Source organism: Snodgrassella sp. ESL0324, assembly GCF_013344955.1.
GTDB lineage: Bacteria > Pseudomonadota > Gammaproteobacteria > Burkholderiales > Neisseriaceae > Snodgrassella > Snodgrassella alvi.
The window spans coordinates 1-22,589 of the sequence record NZ_JAAEDS010000004.1 but is presented as its reverse complement, the minus strand read 5'-3'; the positions used below and the strand labels follow the sequence as shown (position 1 = coordinate 22,589).

25 protein-coding genes and 1 tRNA gene are annotated in these 22,589 nt (G+C 37.3%); 8 read left to right on the top strand and 18 right to left on the bottom strand.

The annotated features are described in order from the left end of the window. Positions 1-1,395: 1,395 nt before the first annotated feature. On the bottom strand, positions 1,396-1,713 hold the full coding sequence (locus tag GYY70_RS00915; RefSeq protein WP_174830941.1) for a DUF3761 domain-containing protein: 318 nt from the start codon (positions 1,711-1,713) through the stop codon (positions 1,396-1,398). A 1,634-nt stretch (positions 1,714-3,347) separates the two neighbouring features. On the opposite strand from GYY70_RS00915, the gene GYY70_RS00910 reads away from it, so the two are divergent. The 4 genes from GYY70_RS00910 to GYY70_RS00895 all read left to right on the top strand — a co-directional run bounded on the left by GYY70_RS00910 (position 3,348) and on the right by GYY70_RS00895 (position 6,314). Next, positions 3,348-3,755 carry a hypothetical protein gene (locus GYY70_RS00910; RefSeq protein ID WP_174830940.1) on the top strand — a complete coding sequence of 136 codons (408 nt, stop codon included), beginning with the start codon at positions 3,348-3,350 and terminating at the stop codon, positions 3,753-3,755. Between the two features lie 47 nt (positions 3,756-3,802). Next, entirely contained in the window at positions 3,803-4,597 is a 795-nt protein-coding gene (locus GYY70_RS00905) for a polymer-forming cytoskeletal protein (protein ID WP_174830939.1), read from the top strand. 61 nt (positions 4,598-4,658) lie between these two features. After that, positions 4,659-5,105, top strand: a complete 447-nt coding sequence (locus tag GYY70_RS00900; protein WP_174830938.1) for a hypothetical protein — start codon at positions 4,659-4,661, stop codon at positions 5,103-5,105. Positions 5,106-5,234: 129 nt separating this feature from the next. Continuing rightward, positions 5,235-6,314 (top strand): XRE family transcriptional regulator, encoded by a 1,080-nt coding sequence (locus GYY70_RS00895; protein ID WP_180214697.1) that lies wholly within the window; start codon positions 5,235-5,237, stop codon positions 6,312-6,314. Positions 6,315-6,807: 493 nt separating this feature from the next. On the opposite strand, the gene GYY70_RS00890 is transcribed toward GYY70_RS00895, so the two are convergent. The 7 genes from GYY70_RS00890 to GYY70_RS00860 all read right to left on the bottom strand — a co-directional run bounded on the left by GYY70_RS00890 (position 6,808) and on the right by GYY70_RS00860 (position 11,014). Continuing rightward, the gene (locus tag GYY70_RS00890; RefSeq protein ID WP_174830937.1) at positions 6,808-7,188 is read right to left on the bottom strand and encodes a phage antirepressor N-terminal domain-containing protein; all 381 of its coding nucleotides are present in this window, start codon (positions 7,186-7,188) and stop codon (positions 6,808-6,810) included. A gap of 2 nt (positions 7,189-7,190) precedes the next feature. Next, complete coding sequence (locus GYY70_RS00885; RefSeq protein ID WP_174830936.1) at positions 7,191-7,730, bottom strand: TIGR02594 family protein; 540 nt, start codon at positions 7,728-7,730, stop codon at positions 7,191-7,193. After that, the gene (locus GYY70_RS00880) at positions 7,727-8,074 is read right to left on the bottom strand and encodes a hypothetical protein (RefSeq protein WP_174830935.1); all 348 of its coding nucleotides are present in this window, start codon (positions 8,072-8,074) and stop codon (positions 7,727-7,729) included. Before GYY70_RS00880 ends, GYY70_RS00885 begins: the two co-directional genes overlap by 4 nt. A 3-nt stretch (positions 8,075-8,077) precedes the next feature. Then, positions 8,078-8,584: a hypothetical protein gene (locus GYY70_RS00875; RefSeq protein WP_174830934.1), complete on the bottom strand. Its 507-nt coding sequence runs from the start codon at positions 8,582-8,584 to the stop codon at positions 8,078-8,080. Positions 8,585-8,725: 141 nt separating this feature from the next. After that, on the bottom strand, positions 8,726-9,304 hold the full coding sequence (locus tag GYY70_RS00870) for a hypothetical protein (protein ID WP_174830933.1): 579 nt from the start codon (positions 9,302-9,304) through the stop codon (positions 8,726-8,728). Then, complete coding sequence (locus GYY70_RS00865) at positions 9,297-10,220, bottom strand: hypothetical protein (RefSeq protein WP_174830932.1); 924 nt, start codon at positions 10,218-10,220, stop codon at positions 9,297-9,299. The genes GYY70_RS00870 and GYY70_RS00865 overlap by 8 nt, the downstream gene beginning before the upstream one ends. After that, positions 10,214-11,014 (bottom strand): hypothetical protein, encoded by an 801-nt coding sequence (locus GYY70_RS00860; protein ID WP_174830931.1) that lies wholly within the window; start codon positions 11,012-11,014, stop codon positions 10,214-10,216. The genes GYY70_RS00865 and GYY70_RS00860 overlap by 7 nt, the downstream gene beginning before the upstream one ends. A 507-nt stretch (positions 11,015-11,521) precedes the next feature. Here GYY70_RS00860 and GYY70_RS00855 point away from each other — a divergent pair. Further along, positions 11,522-11,597 (top strand) — tRNA-Ile (locus GYY70_RS00855). 43 nt (positions 11,598-11,640) lie between these two features. Here GYY70_RS00855 and GYY70_RS00850 read toward each other — a convergent pair. The 3 genes from GYY70_RS00850 to GYY70_RS00840 form a co-directional block, all read right to left on the bottom strand. After that, a complete protein-coding gene (locus GYY70_RS00850; protein WP_174830930.1) occupies positions 11,641-11,853 on the bottom strand; it encodes a BrnA antitoxin family protein in 213 nt (70 codons plus the stop codon). Then, positions 11,850-12,131: a BrnT family toxin gene (locus tag GYY70_RS00845; RefSeq protein ID WP_174830929.1), complete on the bottom strand. Its 282-nt coding sequence runs from the start codon at positions 12,129-12,131 to the stop codon at positions 11,850-11,852. The genes GYY70_RS00850 and GYY70_RS00845 overlap by 4 nt, the downstream gene beginning before the upstream one ends. A gap of 64 nt (positions 12,132-12,195) precedes the next feature. Beyond that, a complete protein-coding gene (locus GYY70_RS00840) occupies positions 12,196-12,654 on the bottom strand; it encodes a Panacea domain-containing protein (RefSeq protein WP_174830928.1) in 459 nt (152 codons plus the stop codon). A 216-nt stretch (positions 12,655-12,870) separates the two neighbouring features. On the opposite strand from GYY70_RS00840, the gene GYY70_RS00835 reads away from it, so the two are divergent. Together GYY70_RS00835 and GYY70_RS00830 are read left to right on the top strand one after the other, a co-directional pair. Beyond that, entirely contained in the window at positions 12,871-13,557 is a 687-nt protein-coding gene (locus tag GYY70_RS00835; RefSeq protein WP_174830927.1) for a S24 family peptidase, read from the top strand. Between the two features lie 175 nt (positions 13,558-13,732). Further along, positions 13,733-14,149 carry a DUF3037 domain-containing protein gene (locus GYY70_RS00830; protein WP_174830926.1) on the top strand — a complete coding sequence of 139 codons (417 nt, stop codon included), beginning with the start codon at positions 13,733-13,735 and terminating at the stop codon, positions 14,147-14,149. Positions 14,150-14,301: 152 nt separating this feature from the next. Here the strand turns inward: GYY70_RS00830 and GYY70_RS00825 are convergent, their stop codons facing one another. Genes GYY70_RS00825 through GYY70_RS12210 form a run of 3 tightly spaced genes read right to left on the bottom strand, consistent with a single transcriptional unit; the run spans position 14,302 to position 15,472 of the window. Continuing rightward, positions 14,302-14,781 carry a hypothetical protein gene (locus GYY70_RS00825; protein WP_174830925.1) on the bottom strand — a complete coding sequence of 160 codons (480 nt, stop codon included), beginning with the start codon at positions 14,779-14,781 and terminating at the stop codon, positions 14,302-14,304. A 46-nt stretch (positions 14,782-14,827) separates the two neighbouring features. Next, positions 14,828-15,280 (bottom strand): hypothetical protein, encoded by a 453-nt coding sequence (locus GYY70_RS00820; RefSeq protein ID WP_174830924.1) that lies wholly within the window; start codon positions 15,278-15,280, stop codon positions 14,828-14,830. 60 nt (positions 15,281-15,340) lie between these two features. Then, the gene (locus GYY70_RS12210; RefSeq protein ID WP_255454265.1) at positions 15,341-15,472 is read right to left on the bottom strand and encodes a hypothetical protein; all 132 of its coding nucleotides are present in this window, start codon (positions 15,470-15,472) and stop codon (positions 15,341-15,343) included. Positions 15,473-15,546: 74 nt separating this feature from the next. On the opposite strand from GYY70_RS12210, the gene GYY70_RS00815 reads away from it, so the two are divergent. Further along, positions 15,547-16,041 carry a hypothetical protein gene (locus tag GYY70_RS00815; RefSeq protein ID WP_174830923.1) on the top strand — a complete coding sequence of 165 codons (495 nt, stop codon included), beginning with the start codon at positions 15,547-15,549 and terminating at the stop codon, positions 16,039-16,041. Between the two features lie 81 nt (positions 16,042-16,122). On the opposite strand, the gene GYY70_RS00810 is transcribed toward GYY70_RS00815, so the two are convergent. From GYY70_RS00810 to GYY70_RS00795, 4 genes are all read right to left on the bottom strand, one after another. Continuing rightward, the gene (locus GYY70_RS00810; protein WP_174830922.1) at positions 16,123-16,518 is read right to left on the bottom strand and encodes a hypothetical protein; all 396 of its coding nucleotides are present in this window, start codon (positions 16,516-16,518) and stop codon (positions 16,123-16,125) included. A gap of 79 nt (positions 16,519-16,597) precedes the next feature. Further along, positions 16,598-19,621: a hypothetical protein gene (locus tag GYY70_RS00805; RefSeq protein ID WP_174830921.1), complete on the bottom strand. Its 3,024-nt coding sequence runs from the start codon at positions 19,619-19,621 to the stop codon at positions 16,598-16,600. Positions 19,622-19,633: 12 nt separating this feature from the next. Beyond that, positions 19,634-20,707, bottom strand: coding sequence for a hypothetical protein (locus GYY70_RS00800; RefSeq protein ID WP_174830920.1), 1,074 nt, complete (start codon positions 20,705-20,707; stop codon positions 19,634-19,636). Then, positions 20,700-22,247, bottom strand: a complete 1,548-nt coding sequence (locus tag GYY70_RS00795) for a hypothetical protein (RefSeq protein WP_174830919.1) — start codon at positions 22,245-22,247, stop codon at positions 20,700-20,702. Before GYY70_RS00795 ends, GYY70_RS00800 begins: the two co-directional genes overlap by 8 nt. Positions 22,248-22,589: the final 342 nt, after the last annotated feature.

Here is a 22,589-nt window from a genome sequence, read left to right as displayed (position 1 = left end):
TTATTTTTATTTTCTTGAAATAACCAACACCTGAATAGTCGAATACCTTACTGAACATCAATGAAATAATTAGCTAATTATCAATAAATATGGTTTATTTTATATTTATTTAAAAACATAAATTTGAATGAATACAGCAAAATTAATCCGATATTATTAATTAGATATATCAAAAACGAATGTATTCTGTTTTGTCAGAAAAAAGGCATTGGTATCACCAGAATACAAACCTAATATGCTGGCTTAAAATTGATAATTAAAAAATTTATTTAAATTGAATTTTGTATAAATAATCGCCAGAATTACTACCTTAATATAGATTCTGAAGGTGATTGGCGGGTCGTGAGCGACTCGAACGCCCGCCCAATAGATTAAAAGGTATACGCGATCATCTCGATTACTTCTTCCTGAACAGTGAAGCAGAGATCGGAAATCAGAATAGATAGAAATTTTAAAATAAAATAAATACGTAGTCAGATAAGTGACTGTAATAAAATTTGAATATCGAGCTTAACAAAAGGCGTGAAGCACGCAATATTATCCTCTGTATGTCCGCCGAAATATTGCCAGAGTTTATAAAGAATGCATCAAGGTAATTTTACAGTTAAAAGGCTTCATATGTATTTGCGTTATATACGGATACAGAACGGGCAGATGAACACTACATCCACACATACTTCATTGTGTTTTTTATCGGCGGACAAATTTGAATATAGACCAAATTCACATAAGAATAATTTATATGAATGACATTTACCTTTTGCAGAAAAATCTGAGAATAAGGGGTACCTATACGGCCACACACTCCCAGTATAGAGAAGTAACAATTAAAGCAAAGAATTCATATCGTATTCCATGCATAAATATGGATATGTAAGCAATGTACCTAAAAAATAGCAAAAGAGCTTATTGAGACACTGCAACATAATGAGTGACCAGCACACCTTTTATAAAGGAAGTATGTCACAACTCTAAATAAAATCGTCAGCAACTATACCAAAATGGCCAGAGAATAGTATGAAAATGATATAACAAGCCAGAATTATCAGTAAATTGCCATCGGAATTCTCAGCTATTTTTGATAAATCTGTACATGATCCTAATCAACAGCAATCGCAAAATAATAATGCTCCGATATTGAACACTAAAAATAAAATATGATACTTATTTAACTGGTAGTCAATGGTAAAAATCAATCCTTATTAAATCTGCTCACGACTTACTTTAATTAAACTTATCAGAATTTGAGTCTCTTTATACAGTTACTCATTACTTTGGCTGCACAGGCAACCAAAGTAATTGTATAAAAGCAGCAATAGCCTTTCTTAAATTTAAATATTTTTAAGTGCAGAATACTACTTTAAAAATATTATTCTCACACTATTGCTTAAATTTCTATCGTGCTATTCCACCGTGTCGCGAACAGGCCCCTTTTCCTGCTTTAGTTGAAGTTCCATCATTACATTTAATAGTATTTTTTGGTTGTTCAGTTTTTGGTTTTTTATTTGATTCTCTTCTTGTTGGCAAATCATCATAAACAACCCCGCCATGATGAGAACATGTACCCCTTCCGGTTGAAGTTGAATATGTGCCATCTGCACATTTTGACTTCACTTCCGGATCATGTGCATTAGTTGTGATTCTTGCAAATCCTGATTGTGAGAAAAAAAAGCATAAGAAAAGCATGGCAAATCTGCTATTGATTTTTATCATAATTTCTTCGCAATTTACATAATTAAAATATAAATAATTTCTAACATATGTTTATTATAAAAATCAAATTTTCAACCAAATTATTTATATAATTTCAAATTTTAATTATTAAGAAATTATTTATACAACATTCAGCCTATACTTGGTATATTTAATATTATTCTTATTAATAAATTTTACAGTTCTACTGCTCTGTAACAACAGTTCCAATTTTCTAGTCAAAGTAGTAGCTGATAAAATTAATCATTCTTAATCATTTCAACTACTGTATTAATCAAATCAGAACCACATTCCAGCAGAAACCTTCAAATAATAAAAAACCGGTAACTTAGCCTTCTCCGGCTCTTCAGCATAAGCAGTATCTGGCAAATAGCTCTGCTTTACTGGCTGTTGCCCATCCGAAGCGGGAGCGAATTTAGTTTAAAAGTCCTTATTCTTAATTTGTTTTTTAGTCATTTTTCAAAATACTCAGGAAATAAAGACTTAAATCAGCAAATTTTTTGAGTTCAAATCAATTTAATTATCTTATCTATTTTAACGATATATTTTTTTAAATTTTTATAACTGAGAATTAGGTTATGGGTATTTCAGCTGAAGAATTTATAAAATTACTATGAAAAAATCTTTTAAATTTTAGCGATTTAAAGGTGATATTATTCAATTAATACAGGCTAAAGTATCTAATGTAGACATATCTGGAATTAAACGGCCTACAAACAAGAGTAGCGAATTTTGATTATTACTTAAAAAATACAATATGAGCTTAAATAGCTCGGATCTAGAAATACTATTACTGGTAGCACTGAAATCAGGAATACATGAACAGCAGAAGCTTTGAGTGAGAATTCAGCCAGCATGATTCATGATATACATGGGCTACTAGGCTAGTTGAAGATAGTGTTTCAATGCATGGCATTAGATATGAGTGGCTAGAAATCTCTAGAGATAGATGAAAGATATGCTCATTTAGTACTGAAACATTTAATCCAGCCTGCATTAAAGATTAACAATATCATGACATCAAAATGACACAGTTTTGTCACAACAGATAATACAAGGGAAGAAATGATAAAATGCGTAGAATATTAGAATATATGGAGGAGAAATGGTGGGTCGTGAGCGATTCGAACGCTCGACCAACGGATTAAAAGTCTGATAAATAATTATCTAAGTTATTGTTTTTTAATAAATGAACCGCCTGCACATTTTAGTTCATTTAATTTGATTTTAGTTCAGTTTGGCTTAAATAAGGCAAAAATTATTTGTCATTAAAATTCGATTTCTACAACTAAACCGTAGTTTTGCTTCTAAGTATAAGCATTAACTATTGTTCAGTTGTCGTGATTATATTTTATTTTGATTATCTAACAACGACCGAGTTAAAGTTATTGTAATCTCCACTGAAACTAAAGAGGCTTATTATGAACACAATTTATTCTGAAGGTTGGGATTTTTGATATTTCCCCCAATGCTAGGATAGAAATCTTGCCAGAATTCAACTGTGGTGATCTCCACCACGGTTGAAGATGTACGTAGTCTTAAAGCAGACAATACCAATTTAATTAACTAAACCTGATTAACTAACCCAAGCCAGCTAACCGCTGGCTTTTTTATTGAAGCAAAAGGAATGAAACATGGAAAACGAGCTGATAATTACCCGTGACATCGTTGAAAAGTATGAGAATAAATTTTTTAAAAATGATGATCTTAAATTATTTGAAGATGCATTTAATGAGGTTTTTCCTCATGGTGCTAAAATCTCAGAAATACCAAAATTAATACCAGAACTAGAAGAGGACTATTCACATTTTGTAGATTGGCTGTTACAACAAGTACCTCCCACAGATACACCTGTAGTGGTTGATACATTACAAGATAGTATTGTTCATAATGGCGATGTTATTGTTAAAGGTGATGTAATTATTGATGACAATTCAGAATTTTCGATTTATATAAAAGGAAAAATTAAATTTGAAGGGAAACTAGAGATTAATACCAATCGAATACCTATATATGTCAACATCAATAAATCAGATACATAATATAGGAAAAGCCAGCTATTTGCTGGCTTTTTTATTGGAGAATAAAAATGGAAGCCAAAGAAGAAGAATTTATAGTTACTCAAGAATGGATTGAAAAAGTGGGAGCTTATAAAGATGGGTTTCAAGCTTTTAAACAGCATTTCCCTAATGGCGGAGAGGCTTTAGAGGTACTAAAGCAATGCGAAAAGTTCAATTATAGAGATCTTGGGGAATGGTTGGTAGATATCTTGCCTATCACTTATCCACCTTTAGAGCTTAATACTTTAATAGGTAATCTTTTTTACCCCAATGATGTTCATATTAAGGGCGATATTTCTACTCAAGAGTTCTTTTATATCAAAGGAAGTCTTAAGGTAGATGGGAAATTAACAGTTAATAAATATGGGGAGGCCTCCACCAATAAAGACTTTATAAATGCTGATGAGATTGATCTTGGTGAATATGCATATCTTTACTCACAAATTAAAGCTAATAGTATAAGCTTGCGTAATTCTGCTCATATTTTCGGGAATACTAAAGCTAATGTTATTAAAGTTAATGGCGGTTATCTCCACGGTGACGTTGATGCTGATGAAATTATTAATGATAGTGGAGAGATTCAGGGATACGTTAAAACTATTAAAATTGAAAATATTAATGGTGGAGTAATAAAAGGAAACATTAACACTATTAAAATTAAAAATATCAATGGTGGTCAGATACATGGAGATGTTGATGCCGATGAAATTATCAACGATGGCGGATTGATTAGGGGAGACGTTAACACTTTCACCATTGAAAATATTAATGGTGGTAGAGTTAAAGGAAAGATTTCTTATAAGCGTTCTGATGAACATAAATAAAGCCAGCTAACCGTTGGCTTTTTAATTGAGATTTATAGCCTGCAATAAAAAGGAATTCGAAATGACTGGACAAGTTAATTATTTAGTAGAGGCTCCTGAGTTAGGGCAAGAATATTATGTTTTGCATATTCAGAAAGACCCATTTTATTCATTCTATAGGTGGGAAGATAAAGATTTAGAAAAAAGATGGCTTGCCCTGCATAGAGTTTATCCAACTAAAGAGGATGTTGTAAGGGCTGCTGAATTCGTAAGGAACTTCTACATATCGCATAAAGAACAATTAAACTATTTGACATCTGAACCCGAAGCCGGAACCAAATTATGGCTTGATATGAATGTCATGTGGTCGTTTGGCAGACCATATATTTATTTTAAATATAGAGATAGAGATTCTTTTCACCAAGTCTTATTAGAGACCTTCCAACTTTATGGAACTCGTGAGGACTTAATAAAAGACATGAATCTAATAATTGAAGCGTTAGAAAAGGAATACAAAAAAGCCCACTAAACAGTGGGCTTTAATTTTGAACTTAGGCTAATCAATCCAAGCACATTTAAACAAGTGTGCTTGTGTGGATCAGTAGACATGCCAGCCTCAGCTGGCTTTTTTATTAGCTATAGATAAGAGGTAATCATAATGTTCAATCCAGATCAACTTAAATTTGCTTTAGATCTACGCGGATTATCAAAAGCAGATCTGGCGAAAATGATGGAGGTAACACCTAGAACAATAACTAATTATCTTAAAGGAATAAGTGAACCTGATCTAAAAACATTGGGGAGAATCTTAAAATTCTCTCCTGATTTTTTTAAAAGGGATGATTTACCTGTTATTAGTGAGCATGCTGTCAGTTTTAGATCTTATGCCAGAATGCCTGCAAAATACAAAAAAATGGCTTTAAGCTATGGTGTAACTGCTTTTATTTTGGATGATTGGATTAATAAAAAGTTTGAACTAAAAACAGCAAATCTTCCTGATTTATCCTCTCTTCCGCCTGAAACAGCTGCACAGATATTAAGGTTAGAATGGAGCTTAGGTAATAAACCTATTCCTAATCTTATTGCACTACTGGAATCAAAAGGTATAAGAATCTTTTCTATATCTGCAAAGGCGAAAGAGATAGATGCTTTTTGTGTATGGAATAATAGCACTCCTTTTATATTTCTCAATAATCAAAAATCGGCTGAACGAAGCAGATTTGATGCGGCTCATGAATTAGGACATTTAATTCGCGATACTTCAAGTATGAAACATGATGGTTCCTTTAATGTTAATAACAATGATGGCGAAGATACCAGGCAAATAGAAAAAGACGCTAATACTTTTGCGGCGGCATTTTTGATGCCAGAACAGGCTTTACGCCAATATCAAATTACTCAAATTAGTATTGAGCAACTTTTAAAACTAAAGGCAATATTTGGTGTATCTATTACGGCATTAGCGTCTCGGATGTATAGTTTAAATATGATTACAGAATGGGTATATAACAGAGTATTATGCCCACAGTTCGCTCAACTGAAATACCGAACAAATGAACCAAGACCAATGAAGAAAGAAACATCAAAGGTTTGGGAAAAATTACTTCTCCTATTAGAAGAAGACAACATCTCAATAAAAGAGATCGCAAACCAATTAAATATACATGAAAATGACATTTCAGATCTAATATTCAAGTTAACAAAAAACTCAAGAAATCAGCTTAGAATTGTTAAATAGATTGTAGTCCCCTCAATGACGGTAAAATCCTGCTTAGTGATTTCAATAGCTCGCTTAACGACCTTAACCAGATTGGCATCAACGTCACGTAAATTGTTCAGAGAACGACTGCCTAGTTTGTACATATCTAACCTTTCATGAATAAAAAAGCAGCCATAACGGCTGCTGTGTATTGACTATTTAAACTTATTTATATATTATTAATTTATGTTTCCCCTTTAGTACATTTAAAGCCCTCAAAAACTCCCCCGGCTTGAGGGTATTTTTTTGCCATTCATACATTGGGCGAAGTTGGCCTTTACCATCAATATACTCAACCAATCCAAAATTGGATTGGATAAAAGAATCAGGTATTTGTGCTGTAATATTCTTAAAAAAGCCAGCACCTAGCTGGCCTTTATTTTATAGTTTCAACTCCTATACCATATAATAAAACCCAGTAAAGCTGTACTTTACTGGGTTTCTGTCATCACAAGTCAAAAACATTGAATGATTAATTTAATGATTTAACTAAATGGGCAAAATTAGGAACAGTCCAGTAATAAAACAAAAAGTCCGCGCATTCATCCTGATAATTAATGATGCTTTGCTTCTTATCAGCGGCTACTTGATTGGGATTAATTAACATCATCCAGCTTAAAAGCTTCTTTAATAGCAAGCATAACATGCGCCTGCTTTGTCCATTATTCCCAGACACAACTATCTCAGCAATACAATTATTAAAGCTTTTCTTTAGCTTTTTATATTGTGATGGCCAGCTTAAACCTATATTTTCTACGATTGAACGCATAGGCACGTAAAGTTGATCATTATGTTTAAAAATCTTGGTATGTGGTCCAATAAAACTAAGATCTAAATAAGTCTCAACTTTCATACTTAAGCCTCATTTGTGCTTAGTTTTCCGGAAGAAGTTAGAACAGGGAGCGCATATCGACCAGGTAAAGGAGATGATTTAACTGCTTTACCAGACCATATGCTAGGCCAGTAATAACCTGTTACCCTACTGCGTGAAAAAGCGGCAATTTTGACTTCATCCCCTTGATTACCGCCTAGTACCATCAGATTGTTTTTTGCATCTACGCCCACAACAAAACCAACATGACCGCCACCCTGCCGGGTAAAGGTAACAATACAGCCATATGCGGGCTTATCCAGCTTAGTCATTAATTGAGCATTATCCCATTCTCTTGCCCTGAACCAGTTTTTGACCACATACCGCCCAGTTTCACCCAAACAGTGCCCGACAAATAAACCGCACCATGGTGTCTCATCATCACGCCACCATGCTTTGCTTTCCATACCGTACTTCCCCATATCGTCAAGCCATTTTATGATTGTCGGGTTATGTTTAGCGCCTTTAATCTCACGTAACCCGATGTATTTACGTGCTTCACTAATCCATGCTAATTCATTCATTTCAAATTTCCTTCATCTTTTTTATGTTCAGAATCGCCTATCAAGCGTTCTGCTTTGCTACAAACAGAATTAATTAGTTTTTGAGATAGTCTTGGAGCTGTAGCCTTAAAAGCGTCCAGCAAAGAGGTTGTTGTCATTCCGGCAAATACACCGGCACCAGCAAACAGCCATGGGTGATTGGGTGGTAACAGATACTCTGTAATGGCAGCGGCAAAAACCATGCCTATAACAACCAAAATCAAAGTTAGTAACACTCCATAGCGTTTATGGTCAGAAACAACCAGAGAACCCAAAAAACCACCTGCAAGGGCAAAGCAATTCGCTAGCGAAAATACGCTATCCATTACTTACCGCCTTCTTTTTAATTTTTTTTGGTCTTCAAGCTTTTTGGTGTATCTGATGAGACTGAAACCAGCCAGTCCGCAAAAGAATGCGAAAATCAGATAAGTGAACATACCGGTAGACAATGGCGGATACGCGGCCCAGAAAGTCCCTGCGATTACCGACCAGACAAGAGCCGACCATATCAGTAACCATCCTGACCAGATATTGCTTTTATTTGATTGGTAAATAGCAGCGTAAAGCTGGAGAAGCGCGGTACCAGTCAGAACGATAACCATCAGATTCGGGGGAATATGCTGAAATTTGGCATATAAATCTTCATGCAGTATTTCCTTACCGCTAACATGGAATACAAGTGCAAAGCCAAGCATAACGGCACTGTTAAGCATTTCAATTGCGCGAGTACATGTACCAAAAATCCATTGCTGAAATTTATCCGGCAAAAAACGTAGATCCAAAATAAAACCGAGCACCGACTGCGTTTTCGACAGCACCCTTAATATAAAGCTCATGCCTGAGCACTCCTTTTGTTAGTGAAGTAACACGTTTAATGTTATTGCCTAAAAAAGCATCACTAAGGGCATGTTCCTTTTTCTTAGACGGATAAAAAAAACCACCCTTTCCAGGGTGGCTGGTTTTGAAACTATCTGACTTCAGACTGGTACAGATGTAGGACTTCCTGGCTCGCTGCTGATATGCGTATGTGTATCGCCGATATTCTTACCATTATGTTCTACGGTTCCGTCTTTCACTTTAAGACCGCCGGTAATCACTGGAGCACCGCCCTCGGAAGTAGTGGCTCCGCCATCGAGATTCGTCTGGCTCAACAGCGTATTTACTCCGGTTGCGGTCATCTGGGTATGATCCAAAGTTGTATTTTGAGATTTGATCTTGATATCAGGTGCATCAATGAGCACAGAGCCGGTTGCAATCAGCTCAATATTTTTCTGTCTGAAACGTCTGATTTCTGTCATGTTACCTGTAGGCGGATTGCGATAAGCCATAATAAGCGGAACGCGGACATCATTAGCTATTGCAAAAGACACCCAGACAGCATCACCCTCTTGTATCAGTATTTCAGTATCTGAATGAAGGTCACCTATAGGGTAAGCAATCTCTGCTTCAGGATAGATACCCGAATTGTTATCTGTTAACCCGAATATCTCTACTCGCGCCCTATGTTTTGCCGGTATATATTCTTTAACTACCGCTGCATATAAACTACTACTCATTACTACCCTCTCCCGGATTTCTTACGCCTAACCAGAATCTGGAACAACTTTCCTCACCAGATCCGCCTGTACCCGCCGCCTGCATAAAAGAATGTGCCGCAGTAATAATGACAAACTTACAGCCGCCGGTTTGAATAACATCTCCAGCATTGATTTCCGGCGCATAACGGCTGGGCAGTACCTTGGCGTTGATCAGGACATCAGTCATCGCATTTAGTTCAGCCTGAGTTTTTTCCGGAACAAAGACTACATTACGTTTTTTATCAAAATTACCTCTGATGGCACTGCCATCGTTTGCACAGCTTACATATGAAGGTACCTCATGCCGTTCCAGAAATTCACTGCGCTGAGTATGATCACTCAGTATCCGGTCACCAATCCCCATCTTTGGTTCTTGATTGGATAAATCGTAAATCCGGGCAAATTCAATAGTATTTGTTTCCGGCACAATATGTACAACACCGCTATGTTCCTGACAGATTTCCTGTATTTGGTGGCTTGGATACTTGCCCTTATACAAATAGAACTTATTTACGACAAAATCTTTCTCAATGGTTGCTTTCGCTCCGCAAGCCTTATAAATTTTAGACAGGCTGGTTTTTTCCAAAAAAATACCCTTATTCGCAACATAGCTTATCGCGATAGTATTACTGTGCAAGGCAATAATTTGCCGAAGCTGTACCATTCCACCCTGATAAACATCACTGATATTGTCGCGAACATAATTAATGGTTACCGGTATCTGATAAGGACCAACTAATAACTCCTTTCCTTCTTGCAAAAAAGGTGCGATAGATTCATCAATGCGGATAGTGGCTTCAAGGGTGTAAGGAATCGGTACCAGTGAACTGCGGATAATGGCCGAAAATATAGCCGAACCATCAATATAACTACCGTTTTCAAGCTGAATTAACATGATGGCCAATCCTGTTCTGTCTGACTGGTAACAATTCCCTTCACTTTCATATTCGAATTAGGCTCAATCTGCATATCCACACTTTTGATAGTCGGTACTTCATCCGCGATATACGGCATCATGAAAGTAATCGGGAAATTAAAGGCGTGGCAGATAATATTAGTACGCCCTGATATGGGTACTGCCATTTCTTCAATTTCAAAACCATCGCTAAGCATTCCCCATGTATTAAAGGGTTTACCGTCATGTTTCCATGCAATTGGCCAGCGATGATTTTTAAAGCGGAAAAAATACATGCGCAGAAAATCCATAATGCAGGTAATGGATTCCTGTTCGTGCGCAAAGACAGCAATCTGTACGTCCCACTCTTTAAAAGCCAGGCGCGTATCATAGTAAACAGAATCATCCTGAGTTAATAACATAGGTTCGCCCTGCACTCTTGACCAGCCACGAGAAGGTTGTGCCGGCCTCATTGCAGAACCGAAAGCAATCACAATTACTGGCAAACAGGCATCAACCGCCTCGTTATTGTCATTATCATTACGCCAGATACTTTTAAGCATGGCCTCAACATCATCTACCATCCTGGACGGTGCAATTCGAAACCGTTCGGCTTGCGGACGCTGGCAGAACTTCTTTAATTGCTGGGTAATGGGTTTAATCTCGCATATTCCGGTGCCTACAAAGCTTGTGAATGCTTCTTTTACCCTTGAAGACATGCCGGCATCACTTACAGCTTTTTCAGATTCTAAGCGCGGGCTATCTACCTTATTACCACTATCATCATTAACCATATATCTTATCCGTAGAAATATCCGCCAATCTTACTGTTGGTTTTTCAGTTAAAAATCTTTGTTCCCTTTGCTTCACAATTTGGCAAGAATTTAGCCAAAATTGTATATACATTTTACTAAAATTAAGTAAATAATAATATTAATATTTTCATTATTTATTTATGATTTATATATGTTTTTTGTTTTTATTTTCAAAATAAATTTATAAATATATAAAAAATATTTTACTTTATAAAATTAGCTGTGCTATGATGTTTTTGTGGTTTTAAATTTACGTTTTTTTATCACCACAATACCAATTGCAAACGTTTAATTTGTGTAACAAATTAACTTACTCTATGAGATACCGATCAGGCGGGTGCAGTACATAAGTAAGGGTAGTACCTCTAATTTGCAGCAGTTTATTTTTGGGTAATTGAGTAGGGCGGTAGATTAGAGTTTGGTCAGTACCTGAAGCTGACCACCCTTAACGGGTCGGGTTATTTCTCTTTGTCTTGTGAAAATATCGGGACTGTAGCTCAGTGGTAAGAGCAGTGAACTCATAATTCATTGGTCGCAGGTTCGATGCCTGCCAGTCCCACCAACAAAAAAGCTGCCTATTGGCAGCTTATTCAATTCTCTAAAATTCACTTAGTCCATTTAATATCAAGCTTGCGCTTATTTTCGGCGCAATCTTTTAAATACATATTCATTAAAACCTGATATGGTAATCCGGTTTCATCGGCCATATCTTTGAAATAAGTAATACTATCTTCATCAATCCGGATAGTGATTATTTTCTTTAGCTGTCCGGAATACGGATTGCGTTTTGCCTGACTAAAATCGTACTCTTTTTTCATAAATGTGCCTCGTATTGTTTGCGTTCTCGCTTGGTGGCCGTCCTTGCAGAAATCAAACGGATTGTATCGCCTCTTTCACAATGAATAACTACTAATATGCGTAAATTCTCACTCACTCCTAGCAATATGAAACGGTCTTCATCTTCGGAATGATCTGGATCATTAATTATCAAGGCATTTTTGTCCCAAAATACTGTAACAGCTTCATCAAATGAGACGCCGTGCTTTTTGATATTGCTTGCTGCTTTTTCCGGATTCCATTCAAAGCCATTAATCATTCTATCCCCTTTAGTTGTAAATATATTATATTTATATCTTAAATATACAACAAGTAGTTAATTTTCATATAGATGATTTTTTCATATCATCTATGGTTATAACTGTATCAATGGCACCAGTGCTCCAGGAAGAATCCTTGCGGTGTGTTAAAACAGATAATGAAATTACATCTAAATGGCCGAATTTATCAAAAACCTGATTAAGAAACTCCCAACTTATAAAATCATTATCCGACATCATATATACAATTGCCTCATTTTTAGGAGTTAATATCCGAATATAATCCCTAAAAGCACCAGAACCATAACTTATCAGTTGATAATAAAGTGAAGGAATAACAGGACCGAATCTCCAACGAACAAAGTTATCATCAATCAAAGCACTATCTTCAAAGTTCTTTAAATAAAAGAACTGAGCAAAGTACATCAGTTTTTGGATCTTCATAGGAGTTAAATCATTAACTCCTTTATTTTTTGCTACCTTAATAATTGAATTAGCTACTGCAATAGCTGAATAACTCATTATAAAAATAATATGGTTTATATCTAGAACAAGATTTATTTTACTTTAATTAAGTAAAAAGTAAAATTTTATAATTTATTTTGTAACTCTGAATTTGGTTGTATTTTTATTCTTCGGGTAGAATCCATGTTTTTAAGCAGCCAAGGCATGTTTTGTGAATTAGTCCGTTTATCGGGTGTGTAACAATTACCGTTCTATTTGCTCAAAGAGAATAATATGAAACAACCTGAAAATAAAAAAACCGCGCTACAAGAACAGATAAGAGATTTCAGGATACGCAGGTTAAATGAATGGATAAAGGAACACCCTGAATTAAAAATGGGCTGTAATTCACATGTGTCACAACTCAGACATGGTAAGAGTGCATTCGGAGATAGGGCCGCACGCAATATTGAATATAAATGGGGTATGCCTGACGGCTATCTAGATGGTATAGTCCCTCCGGAAAATAATTTTGTATCTATCAGATATTTTGATACTAAAACTTACTTTAATCGGTTGGACAGAGAAATTACGAATAAATCTTTAATTACTGGTAACGATTTACTAAGAGGGATAGATTTACCACGAACTAAGTTCAATGGTCTGTTCAGTCATCCTGTATCTGAGAATACAATTAAATTACTGTCGATCCAGGGTGACACAATGTGCCCGGACATTTCGAATCAAGATGTGCTTTTGATTGATACCTCAATACAAAGCTTGGTCGGAAATGGGATATATGTCTTCATACTGTATGATCTGGTTTATGTTCAGAGATTACAGGCAACACCTTCAGGTATTATCTCTATAGCTGCTAACCCTCAGTATGAAAATATAGCTATCACTGATTCAATGGAAAACGATTTAATTATCGTAGCAAAATGTATAGCAAAAGTTCCTTTTCAAATCCAAATGCTGTAAGACAGCACCAGCCAACTTAATTTTGATTCTGTAACAAAATCAAGCCAGCCATGCGCTGGCTTCTGATATTGTATTTATAGTGTTTAAGCATTTGCGTTATAAATGAATTTAATTCATTATGTATATAGGAATTTACCCTTTGAATTAAAACTAATAAACTAAATAATGAACTATTATGAAGACTGATATGAACATGCTAGCAATGCGTTTTGCAGTCGTCCGTTTTATGCCTCATATCCAAACTCGCGAATTTTCGAATGTGGGAATTATTTTAATTTGCCCGAACACCGGTTTTTTCGATTATAAATTAGAGATTGAATATCAGCGTTTAAGTTGTTTTTTTAGATATTTCGATGCTAGTGTTTTTAAACAGGCATTGATTTCTTTTTCTGATGAGCTGGATAGAATTAAATCTAGTTTAGAAAAACACTCCTATAAAAAACCAGAAACTCTTCGAGCATTACTAGATCATCTGGCCAGACCCAGAGATGCAATTATTTGCACAAGCGACATAGGTGTCACAACAGGATCAAGTGAACAAGAAGAATTAGATCACCTTTTTGGTTATTATATCGGGCATGGATTGAAATAAAAAAAAAGCCAGTAAACACTGGCTTTAATGTCTTTCGGAGGATAAGAAAGACTGATGATAATATATTCAGTATTGTAACTTAAGCTAACAAATCAAAATAAATATATGTGTAAAAACAACAAATATTATAAATTAAACAATTCTTTAGCTGATTAATGAATCTTACGTAAATAGTCATAAGAATCTTCTGGATCACTATGAATATAAATGCCCTCATTTGGAGATAAAAAGGCAAATTCTTCATAATTATCTGCGCAATCTGAATCAACACGGATAACCTTATATTGTTGATTTTGATTGATACGTGTTTTGATTTTTTGCCAATAAGCAATCGCTTCTTTATAGTCTTCTTCACCTTGATACATCTTGGTAGATTTATTAATTTTATTAATGAGCTGTTTTCCACTATAAGTAATTAATTTTTGTCTAAAATAAAGTTTTCCACGGCATTTTTCTTCAAGATTAGTCTTGTGATAATCTTCAAATCCATGCTTATTAATAACAATTTTATATTTTTCTCCAAATTGCCCTTTCCCTGCCCATGTACCATAACTATCAGTCACAGGATTGTCAAAAGCAAATGTTAGCTGCGTAATTAAAGAAATGGATATTGCCAGTAATAATTTTTTCATATTATTCTCAAAGGGTTTAATCTAATAATAGATTACAAATCAATTTTTAATTTCCACTATAATTTACATTTTTAAAACATAATTCATAAGCCTGTTCTCCTGCTCCTTTCCGCTTAAGGCAATGAAATTTTTGATATGAATCACTTACAATTTTAAAGTTTGCATTTCTATATAACTCTTTAGCATCGTCATATTTTGAATTTTTATCGTTTTCAGAAGATAAAAGACCTTCTCGACAATGTGGTCGTGGGTTATCAGAGCAATTCAAGAAGTCAGCTTGATATTTAATACCATTGAATAGAATTGCTGCATTAATACCTCTTTTAAAATAAAAAGAATGAGCTAAACATGCGCCATGAGTAATTTTACCTTTTTGAATCAAGACACATTCATCTTTTTTGAATGCTTCTGGAGGTAAAGAATCATTTTCAAAATCCTCTGCATTAGCAAACGCAGTAAGAAAAAATACTAATGTAAAAAAAGCAAATTTTTTAAGCATTATTTTCTTTCGATAATTAATGTATTTATTTGTATATTATCTTAATAATTAAAAGTTACATCAACCTGTAGTACCACCACTAACGACATGCGTAATCCGTGGTTGTGATACTTGTCTAGTTGGAATATGTGCAATGGAACCGTTTTCAGTTTGCGTGCTGACATAGCCGGCCAGAGGAGGATGGTACAACATCCTCTGGCTTGATATTTAATAAATTTGTTGCACAACAATATAAATACATTGATAATTTTAATTATGTTATGAGAATGAAAAAAGATATTATGATTAAGAAATGCCTGTTAACACTATTTTGTGTAGTTACAACTCAAATTGCTTTTGCATTTAATAATTCTATTGATGATAGCTATGGTACTTGGGTTGGTGGTGAAGAACCTGTGGTTATTTCGAATCATGGATTCGAAGAATTCTATAAAGAAAATTTGACTAAGAAATGCTTTGGCAAAGTTTTACATAAGCAAGAAATGCTTACCCGTACAGGTAAAGAATTACTTGACGATCTAGATATGGCTATTAGTTACATGCTTGATGACGACAAAGATAAAAACCATTATGATATTTATATTGGAAGATTACAATTAATCAAAACATTTATAAATAAAGATCAGAGTTATAAATCAATATATGTTGATTCTAATTGCGGAGACGGATCCGAAGAATTTGTAATACTATCTCCAAACGATGGGATTTTTATTCAAACAGGTGGCGATTCTGCATATTATTTTGTACGTAAATTAAAATAATGCAAAAAAGCAGGGAACCACCCATAAATTAATTTGGATATAAAAACAATATGTTTTATTTGTGTTTTAATACTTTTATAATCAATTTAAAATACAGAGTTCATACGGGTTTTTTGTAGATTTCTTTCGCTTTAAACAGTAGAATTTAGCGTCTTCGCTCTTTGTTAATTCCAGGTTATCGTTGCGATATTGTTCGATTGCATCTGTTTTCAAACTTGGATCAGCATCCCTGTATAAACTAATTATTTTACAAGCTCCAATTCTATAATTACTGCAATCGATCACAGTTATTGTGTATTTTTCACCCTTAAAAATAACACCTGCATCAAAACCTTTAGAATAAAATCTGTCGCTTTTACACATTCCCCGTGTAATATTATTTCCTTTGATTAAAACACATTCATCTTTTTTATACTCAGCAAAAGCCGGCAATGCGGGAAATGACATACACAATAATAGAATCAGTATTTTTTTCATTCTATAAACTTTGTTGAAGTAAATATTTATGTGATTATCAATCACATTGATTTAAGAAATCAAGAAGCAGGCAGATTATTTAGGCATTTGTCCCTCCGCTGACGACATGCGCAATCCGTGGTTGTGATACTTGTCTAGTTGGAATATGTGCAATGGAACCGTTTTCAGTTTGCGTGCTGACATAGCCGGCCAGAGCAAGCTGACGTGCCGAGTTAGTCGGTTTAGGTGGTGATGGTGCAACATCCTGTGGCTTGATATTTACCTGCTTAGACTGAACTGCCTGTGTATTAGCCTCTTTTTTAGTCTGAATTGCTTTCTGTACCTGCTGTGCTGGTTTAGTTGATGGATTATTAATCACATTTGCTTTGGCTTTAAAGGTATTAATACTACCTCCTTGACGTTTAAGCCATTGCTGCTGGGTTTCATTGGCTTTTTTGCCATTTAGTTTCATTGCTCTCTCAATGTCTTTACGCAGTTTCGTATTTTTAATTGTTTTTCCTGCAAGTAAAGGTAAAACGCCATTGCCAATATTGTAGACTAGATAGCGATTTTCATCTGTGATTGGTATGCCATAACGTTTTAAAGCAGGGTCAATTTCCTTAGTGATGTATAAAGCCATCGCCATGGAATTCACCCTTTTATCGCGCCGTGGGTCATTCGCTTTTAGTTTATTACTATCATTAATATCAGTCATACCGATAGCAGCGGCTTCTTGTGGAAAATTTTTAATTAAGCCTCTCCATGTGCCTACTGTAAATTGACCAACACCAACGGCATTTGTACTCGAATCCTTACCGGTCCAGCCACCCTCTTTTAATGCAAATCCGCGTAGTGTAGCTTCACTGATTTTGTATCTCTGAGAAGCTTCATGCAGATGTTCATCTACACCGCCACCAAAGCGAAATGCATAGTTAGGCATGCCAGAAGGTAATATTTTGGGACTGTTGGGAGTAAGAGCTGTTGCTGTGACAGTAGCCACACCTTTGGCTGTCTGTGTGGTCATATCTTTTTTATCAATTCTGGCACGTTCCTGCGCATATGGATCACCTGCATACAGGTGGCGGTTTTTATCATCTTTGCGGCGTTTAGCTTCGGTTGCCAGGTACTCTTTTAGAGTACGCACCCGTACACCGGCTTTCAATTTTCCTTCTGCAACAGCAGATTCAGATATCATTTTGACACCGGTTTTCGGATCGGTAAAAACGGTAACGATGTGACCAATATTTTTAAAACGGCCATTATTTTTTTTTGCCATACCAATGACCATACCATCTTTGAGTTTATCTTCGGTGATCTGGTTATCCTGCATGGCTGCGCCCTGCTTCATGGCAAATTCAACTTCACCCGCAGCACCACCACGTGCCGCAGCAAGGTGCATGGCCTTAGCTTTGTTTGCTGATATGGTGCCGGCACCGATATTGCGGTTAATGTCTGCTATGGTTGCCTGCTGTACGGCATCTACCCAGCCTGAACAATCAATCACATTTTGATCAAGATTCTTACCATTCAGTTTATAGCCTACCTTGGCGTGTTTTTTGGACATAGAGGCAATGGTATTGCTGATAAAGCTGCCTGCACTAGCAACAGCTTTATTAGTGGCTTGACCCACACTGGATTTATCCCATGTTTCTTTAACTGCCTTACTCGCCTGGACTACTTTTGTTTGTACGGCCTTAGTGGTTTCTTCAACTTTCTTTTGAGCTGTTTTGACAGTTGCAGCCGCTTCGTTGCTCAGTTTCTGTATTGGCTGCGGCAGGGTTTTGTATACTTTCTGCATGCCTTCTTTGGCAGTGCTCACAAAGCCATCCCATGAGCTAAGCATTTTCTTACTGGTTTCCGGATCAATTGCTTTATCCAATCTCTCCATACCATAATCGACAAGTGCTGTACCACCTATGGCACCGGCAAGCCCGCCAATCACTCCGCCTATAGCTGTCCCATAGCCGGGCACGACTGAGCCGATTGCCGCTCCAGCCTGCATACCTGCCCAGCCACCAGCTAAACTGCCGCCCAGTCCGGCAACATTTTTTACGTGCTGCTTATTCTTATCAGCACGATCCATATTGCTGTTTTCAACACCAAAGACATCTAATGCTGCCAGTCCCATTCCGAGTAAACCGCCGATTTTGCCGAATTTACCCAGTTTGCGTCCAAGTTTGCCCAGTGCGCCCATTTTACCATTGGCAGATGTTTTACCTTTGCCGCCTCCGATAGCGCGTCCGAGTTTTTTGCCGGCACTACCTATGCCGGTTAATGCTTTACCTCCCCAGCGGGCTAAACCGGTTTCACCAAGTGCACCTGAGAGTATATTAACACCCGGTATTATGCCGGCTATTGCACCCAATACGCCCAGTCCCGGTATTTTTTTGAATAGTCCGGAAAATATTCCGTTGCTTTCAGATCCGCTGCCGCCGCGCTTTTTAAGAATCTTTTTCAGCAACTTGGTTTGTTCTTGCTGTTCTTTCTGGCTTTTGACGAACCTGCCCTTTTCATCCCTTTCCCGCTTCCGCTGACCACCTAGTAATTCACGCGGAACATGGCGTACCAAGCCGTAATCAGGGTGAGTGGCATTGATTACCCGCGGGTTTTTGCGTGGCGTTTTCAAGCCGGCCGCCTTAGCTGCCTGCGGGTTCATTTTACGGACCGCATCAGAATTCGGTATGTTTTTTATTACTCGCGGTGTTTTAACCGATGGCAGTTTTTTTTCCTGTGTTTTGACCAGGTCGGTTGAACTGATAATCCGTTTAGACTGATTGACCAGCACGGGCAGGCTGTTTTTTGCAACACCAGATGAATTACCAGAGAGGGTACCGGGAACATTGATGGTAATAACCGGGTTAGCTGCCTTTTTGGATTTGCTCAGATTGCGTAATATCAGCTCAGTATTATCCAGTGTCTGATTAACACTGGTGTCGATACTGTCTAGTTTGCCATCTATCACGTCCAGTTTTTTGCCGGTTTTACTGGCTTTATTTGCCGGTTTTGACTGACTGACAGTTGGTGTTTGCGGATTTTTTTTACGTCTTTCGAATCGGACACCTACCAGAAAGCCATTTTCATCGTGTTCCGGTATGGCAATTTTGTCATTACTCTCGCTGGCCATTTCTGTTTATCCTCATACCGAATAAAATGCTTTATTTATTTTGTCTACCATCTGAGATGATGTTTGTTCGGTCGGAGTTGGTCGATTAATATCGCTCGCGATTTCTGTTAATGAATCCATGATGGCGGCAGTATCTTTAAATTCATTATCGGAATTGAGGCGATAGGTAGTCGAACGGCCAGAATCGGTACCGGCTGTATTACTGTCGCTATCATTCACACTTAGCCGCGCCATGGGTTTTTGTGCTGAATCCATCACGAATTTATTAATATCAAGGCGCATGCTTGGCTGATGTTCTGGCGGTGTTTTTTCCGGCGGCATGCTCAAACGGCTGTTTTCATACTCCAGTGAACTAATGCTGGCTTTTAACACGGCATTGTCTTTCTGTGCTGAATCAAAAGCAGCCTGTAAGTTTTGCAGTTGATCGTTCAGTTTTTTATTGGTTTCCTGATCCTTAACCATCTTCTCCTGCATAAACGTATATTTTTGTGTTATGCAGTCCATAATCGCCGCCTTTTCTTCCAGTCTGACCTGTTTTATGGCCTCACGCTGTTTCAGTGTCAGACGTTTATCATCGTCCTGTAGGTCGAACATGATACTGTCGGCCACATAGCCGCGATTACTGTCATAATTCGGTATACGGACATAATCGAACCCATAAAAGCCGGTCGGGTTTTCTGTCGTTGGGCTGAACACACTGGAAAATCCGCCAAGTTTATTTTTAAACCATTCCCATGCAGTGCGCCCAAACTGATTGTCGATAAACTCTGCCTGATGCTCGATAGTACCGTCCTCGTAAGCTTTAATGCTGATAGTCCGGATACATGGCTCAATAGGTATTAACTGTAACTTACCCTCTGGATTGGCCGTCATACCCATCTCCTGCGGCATCAGTCCGAATTCACTCCGGACACCGTGACCAAGATAACCGATCATATCGCCTTTCTGCACCATTTCCTGTACTGAATCGCTATTGATCAGGCTGACTACTTTGGATAAATTGAAATTGCGCGGTTGTCCGCTATATTTACGGTTACGGTTAGTAATGTTGTAACGGATAACACCGGTACGCATTTTGTTACTCATATCTGTTTCCTTGTTTGTGTTTGAATCCATTTTCCTCATCATCTTCAGCACTATTTTCTTCACGAGCCTTCATCATATCTGCGGCATACAGCTCTGCATCTGATTCGTCCATCTGCAATTGATCTTTCATGAAGTTAATCATGCTGGTTTCGCTAAAGTTCTGCTCGTTAAGTTCTCTGAGTACGCTAAGGATATTACCGGCGGACATACTGCGGCGTTCCTGTACATCCTGTTTTTCTTTTTCCATGGCCGTTTGTGCGCCAATGAAGGTAATCTGATAGGGTCGCTTATAGAAAGTACCGCCATATTTGAGCTGCATGTGTACATCAATGCAGTGATCGACAAATGCGGTAAAGCCGGATCTAATAAAGATGGACCGTAAGGCAGCTTGGGCAGAAACGCGATAAAAACCGCCGTCCCCCAGCCCGCCGCTGAGCTGGTCGGAAAAACCGAGCATAGACAGATCGTGACCGAGTACAGCCGCCAGTACCCGTGCATAAAACATGACATCATCCAGGTTATAGACTGAAGCATTGCCTGAACCGCTTAGGGAGTGGTCCACTTGTACTAGCTGTTTCTCATCAAATACGGGCATAAGATGGGTAAAGCGTCTGGATATGGGCTTACCGCTTCTAACGGCTTCATTGACATAATCCGCACTGTTTTTGAGAATGCTATACAGGTTCTTCATGAAGTGGTCCTGCTGGGCTTTGTTCATATTGGACATATTCGCTGAGATCATGCTTTCGCGCACTGAATCCAGAATACGGCTTGAATTCAGTCCGAACAGGGCATTTTGCAGCATGTAGAATGGTCCGCCTGCATCCTGTAAAAATGAGCCGCCTACCAGACTAGGCAGAGGTAAATGTTTATCTGGATCATCTTCACATACATTGGTTTGCCAGGCGTTATACAACATCCGCTGCTGAGGTACAGAACCCATGCGCTGTAAGCGTAAACGGGCTATCTGTTTATTGCTCATTGGTGTCAGGTTGTTGTTACCCTGTTCCAGTGCCATCAGATAACCTACGGTTTTTCCGCCGCGCTCCATAGCAATAATATTCGGCGTATTAAAGTCTGCATTGTGCACAATGGATAAAATGCCATCTTTCGGCCGGCCGTAGATACGTGCATAGGCATCACCGTATACCGTTGCGTTATAGGTAATTTCGTATGCCATTGCATTGAGCATGGGTGATAAATTATCCCGTAACTCATTAATGTATTTAATTTCTTCTTTAGTGGCTTCCGGTTTGGATTCAATGAAAAATACCTCACTGGTATTTTCATGTGCGCCCAGAGATTGTGTGACATGCAGATTCAGTGCTGTCGCTATTATCGGACTGCCGGACATGAAGCTGTAGTTGTCATATATTTGCTGTCGTGTTTCAACCGATCGTGAATCAGCACTCAGGGATTGACTGATAGTAATGGAATCCATATCAGCCCAGCTCCGTGCGCCGGCATCTATTAGCTGCTGAGAACTGATATCAAATTGATTACCGTTTAAATCTAATATGATGGATTTTGTTTGCGACATAAAAAAAGCCCAGTATCTTTGGGCTTTATTATGCGTGGACGGGAACGGGTATTTTTATGCGTTCCCTTATTTTGGTAATAAGAGATAAAAATGAGTGTTTCTAAAAATACTCATTCATTTAAAACAGAAATTATTCTGTATTACCCGTAAAGATTCTACGGTTCTATCTTTCATATATTTAATAATTTTTTTTAGCTTCTTCCCATAGCCGGAACAGCCTGTCCTGATCAATATCCAAGGTATCAGTAAAAAACTGCCAGATATCATCATTTTCCAGTGTGAATGTCTGTGCTTCCATGATGGCATTGCGCACTTTAATCAGATGAATACCGGTCAATTCCC

What these genes read in the sequence shown, in the direction of transcription:
- GYY70_RS00915 (WP_174830941.1), bottom strand. Translation starts at nt 1,713, where the DNA reads ATGATAAAAATCAATAGCAGATTTGCCATGCTTTTCTTATGCTTTTTT.
- GYY70_RS00910 (WP_174830940.1), top strand. Translation starts at nt 3,348, where the DNA reads ATGGAAAACGAGCTGATAATTACCCGTGACATCGTTGAAAAGTATGAG.
- GYY70_RS00905 (WP_174830939.1), top strand. Translation starts at nt 3,803, where the DNA reads ATGGAAGCCAAAGAAGAAGAATTTATAGTTACTCAAGAATGGATTGAA.
- GYY70_RS00900 (WP_174830938.1), top strand. Translation starts at nt 4,659, where the DNA reads ATGACTGGACAAGTTAATTATTTAGTAGAGGCTCCTGAGTTAGGGCAA.
- GYY70_RS00895 (WP_180214697.1), top strand. Translation starts at nt 5,235, where the DNA reads ATGTTCAATCCAGATCAACTTAAATTTGCTTTAGATCTACGCGGATTA.
- GYY70_RS00890 (WP_174830937.1), bottom strand. Translation starts at nt 7,188, where the DNA reads ATGAAAGTTGAGACTTATTTAGATCTTAGTTTTATTGGACCACATACC.
- GYY70_RS00885 (WP_174830936.1), bottom strand. Translation starts at nt 7,730, where the DNA reads ATGAATGAATTAGCATGGATTAGTGAAGCACGTAAATACATCGGGTTA.
- GYY70_RS00880 (WP_174830935.1), bottom strand. Translation starts at nt 8,074, where the DNA reads ATGGATAGCGTATTTTCGCTAGCGAATTGCTTTGCCCTTGCAGGTGGT.
- GYY70_RS00875 (WP_174830934.1), bottom strand. Translation starts at nt 8,584, where the DNA reads ATGAGCTTTATATTAAGGGTGCTGTCGAAAACGCAGTCGGTGCTCGGT.
- GYY70_RS00870 (WP_174830933.1), bottom strand. Translation starts at nt 9,304, where the DNA reads ATGAGTAGTAGTTTATATGCAGCGGTAGTTAAAGAATATATACCGGCA.
- GYY70_RS00865 (WP_174830932.1), bottom strand. Translation starts at nt 10,220, where the DNA reads ATGTTAATTCAGCTTGAAAACGGTAGTTATATTGATGGTTCGGCTATA.
- GYY70_RS00860 (WP_174830931.1), bottom strand. Translation starts at nt 11,014, where the DNA reads ATGGTTAATGATGATAGTGGTAATAAGGTAGATAGCCCGCGCTTAGAA.
- GYY70_RS00850 (WP_174830930.1), bottom strand. Translation starts at nt 11,853, where the DNA reads ATGAAAAAAGAGTACGATTTTAGTCAGGCAAAACGCAATCCGTATTCC.
- GYY70_RS00845 (WP_174830929.1), bottom strand. Translation starts at nt 12,131, where the DNA reads ATGATTAATGGCTTTGAATGGAATCCGGAAAAAGCAGCAAGCAATATC.
- GYY70_RS00840 (WP_174830928.1), bottom strand. Translation starts at nt 12,654, where the DNA reads ATGAGTTATTCAGCTATTGCAGTAGCTAATTCAATTATTAAGGTAGCA.
- GYY70_RS00835 (WP_174830927.1), top strand. Translation starts at nt 12,871, where the DNA reads ATGAAACAACCTGAAAATAAAAAAACCGCGCTACAAGAACAGATAAGA.
- GYY70_RS00830 (WP_174830926.1), top strand. Translation starts at nt 13,733, where the DNA reads ATGAAGACTGATATGAACATGCTAGCAATGCGTTTTGCAGTCGTCCGT.
- GYY70_RS00825 (WP_174830925.1), bottom strand. Translation starts at nt 14,781, where the DNA reads ATGAAAAAATTATTACTGGCAATATCCATTTCTTTAATTACGCAGCTA.
- GYY70_RS00820 (WP_174830924.1), bottom strand. Translation starts at nt 15,280, where the DNA reads ATGCTTAAAAAATTTGCTTTTTTTACATTAGTATTTTTTCTTACTGCG.
- GYY70_RS12210 (WP_255454265.1), bottom strand. Translation starts at nt 15,472, where the DNA reads ATGTTGTACCATCCTCCTCTGGCCGGCTATGTCAGCACGCAAACTGAA.
- GYY70_RS00815 (WP_174830923.1), top strand. Translation starts at nt 15,547, where the DNA reads ATGAAAAAAGATATTATGATTAAGAAATGCCTGTTAACACTATTTTGT.
- GYY70_RS00810 (WP_174830922.1), bottom strand. Translation starts at nt 16,518, where the DNA reads ATGAAAAAAATACTGATTCTATTATTGTGTATGTCATTTCCCGCATTG.
- GYY70_RS00805 (WP_174830921.1), bottom strand. Translation starts at nt 19,621, where the DNA reads ATGGCCAGCGAGAGTAATGACAAAATTGCCATACCGGAACACGATGAA.
- GYY70_RS00800 (WP_174830920.1), bottom strand. Translation starts at nt 20,707, where the DNA reads ATGAGTAACAAAATGCGTACCGGTGTTATCCGTTACAACATTACTAAC.
- GYY70_RS00795 (WP_174830919.1), bottom strand. Translation starts at nt 22,247, where the DNA reads ATGTCGCAAACAAAATCCATCATATTAGATTTAAACGGTAATCAATTT.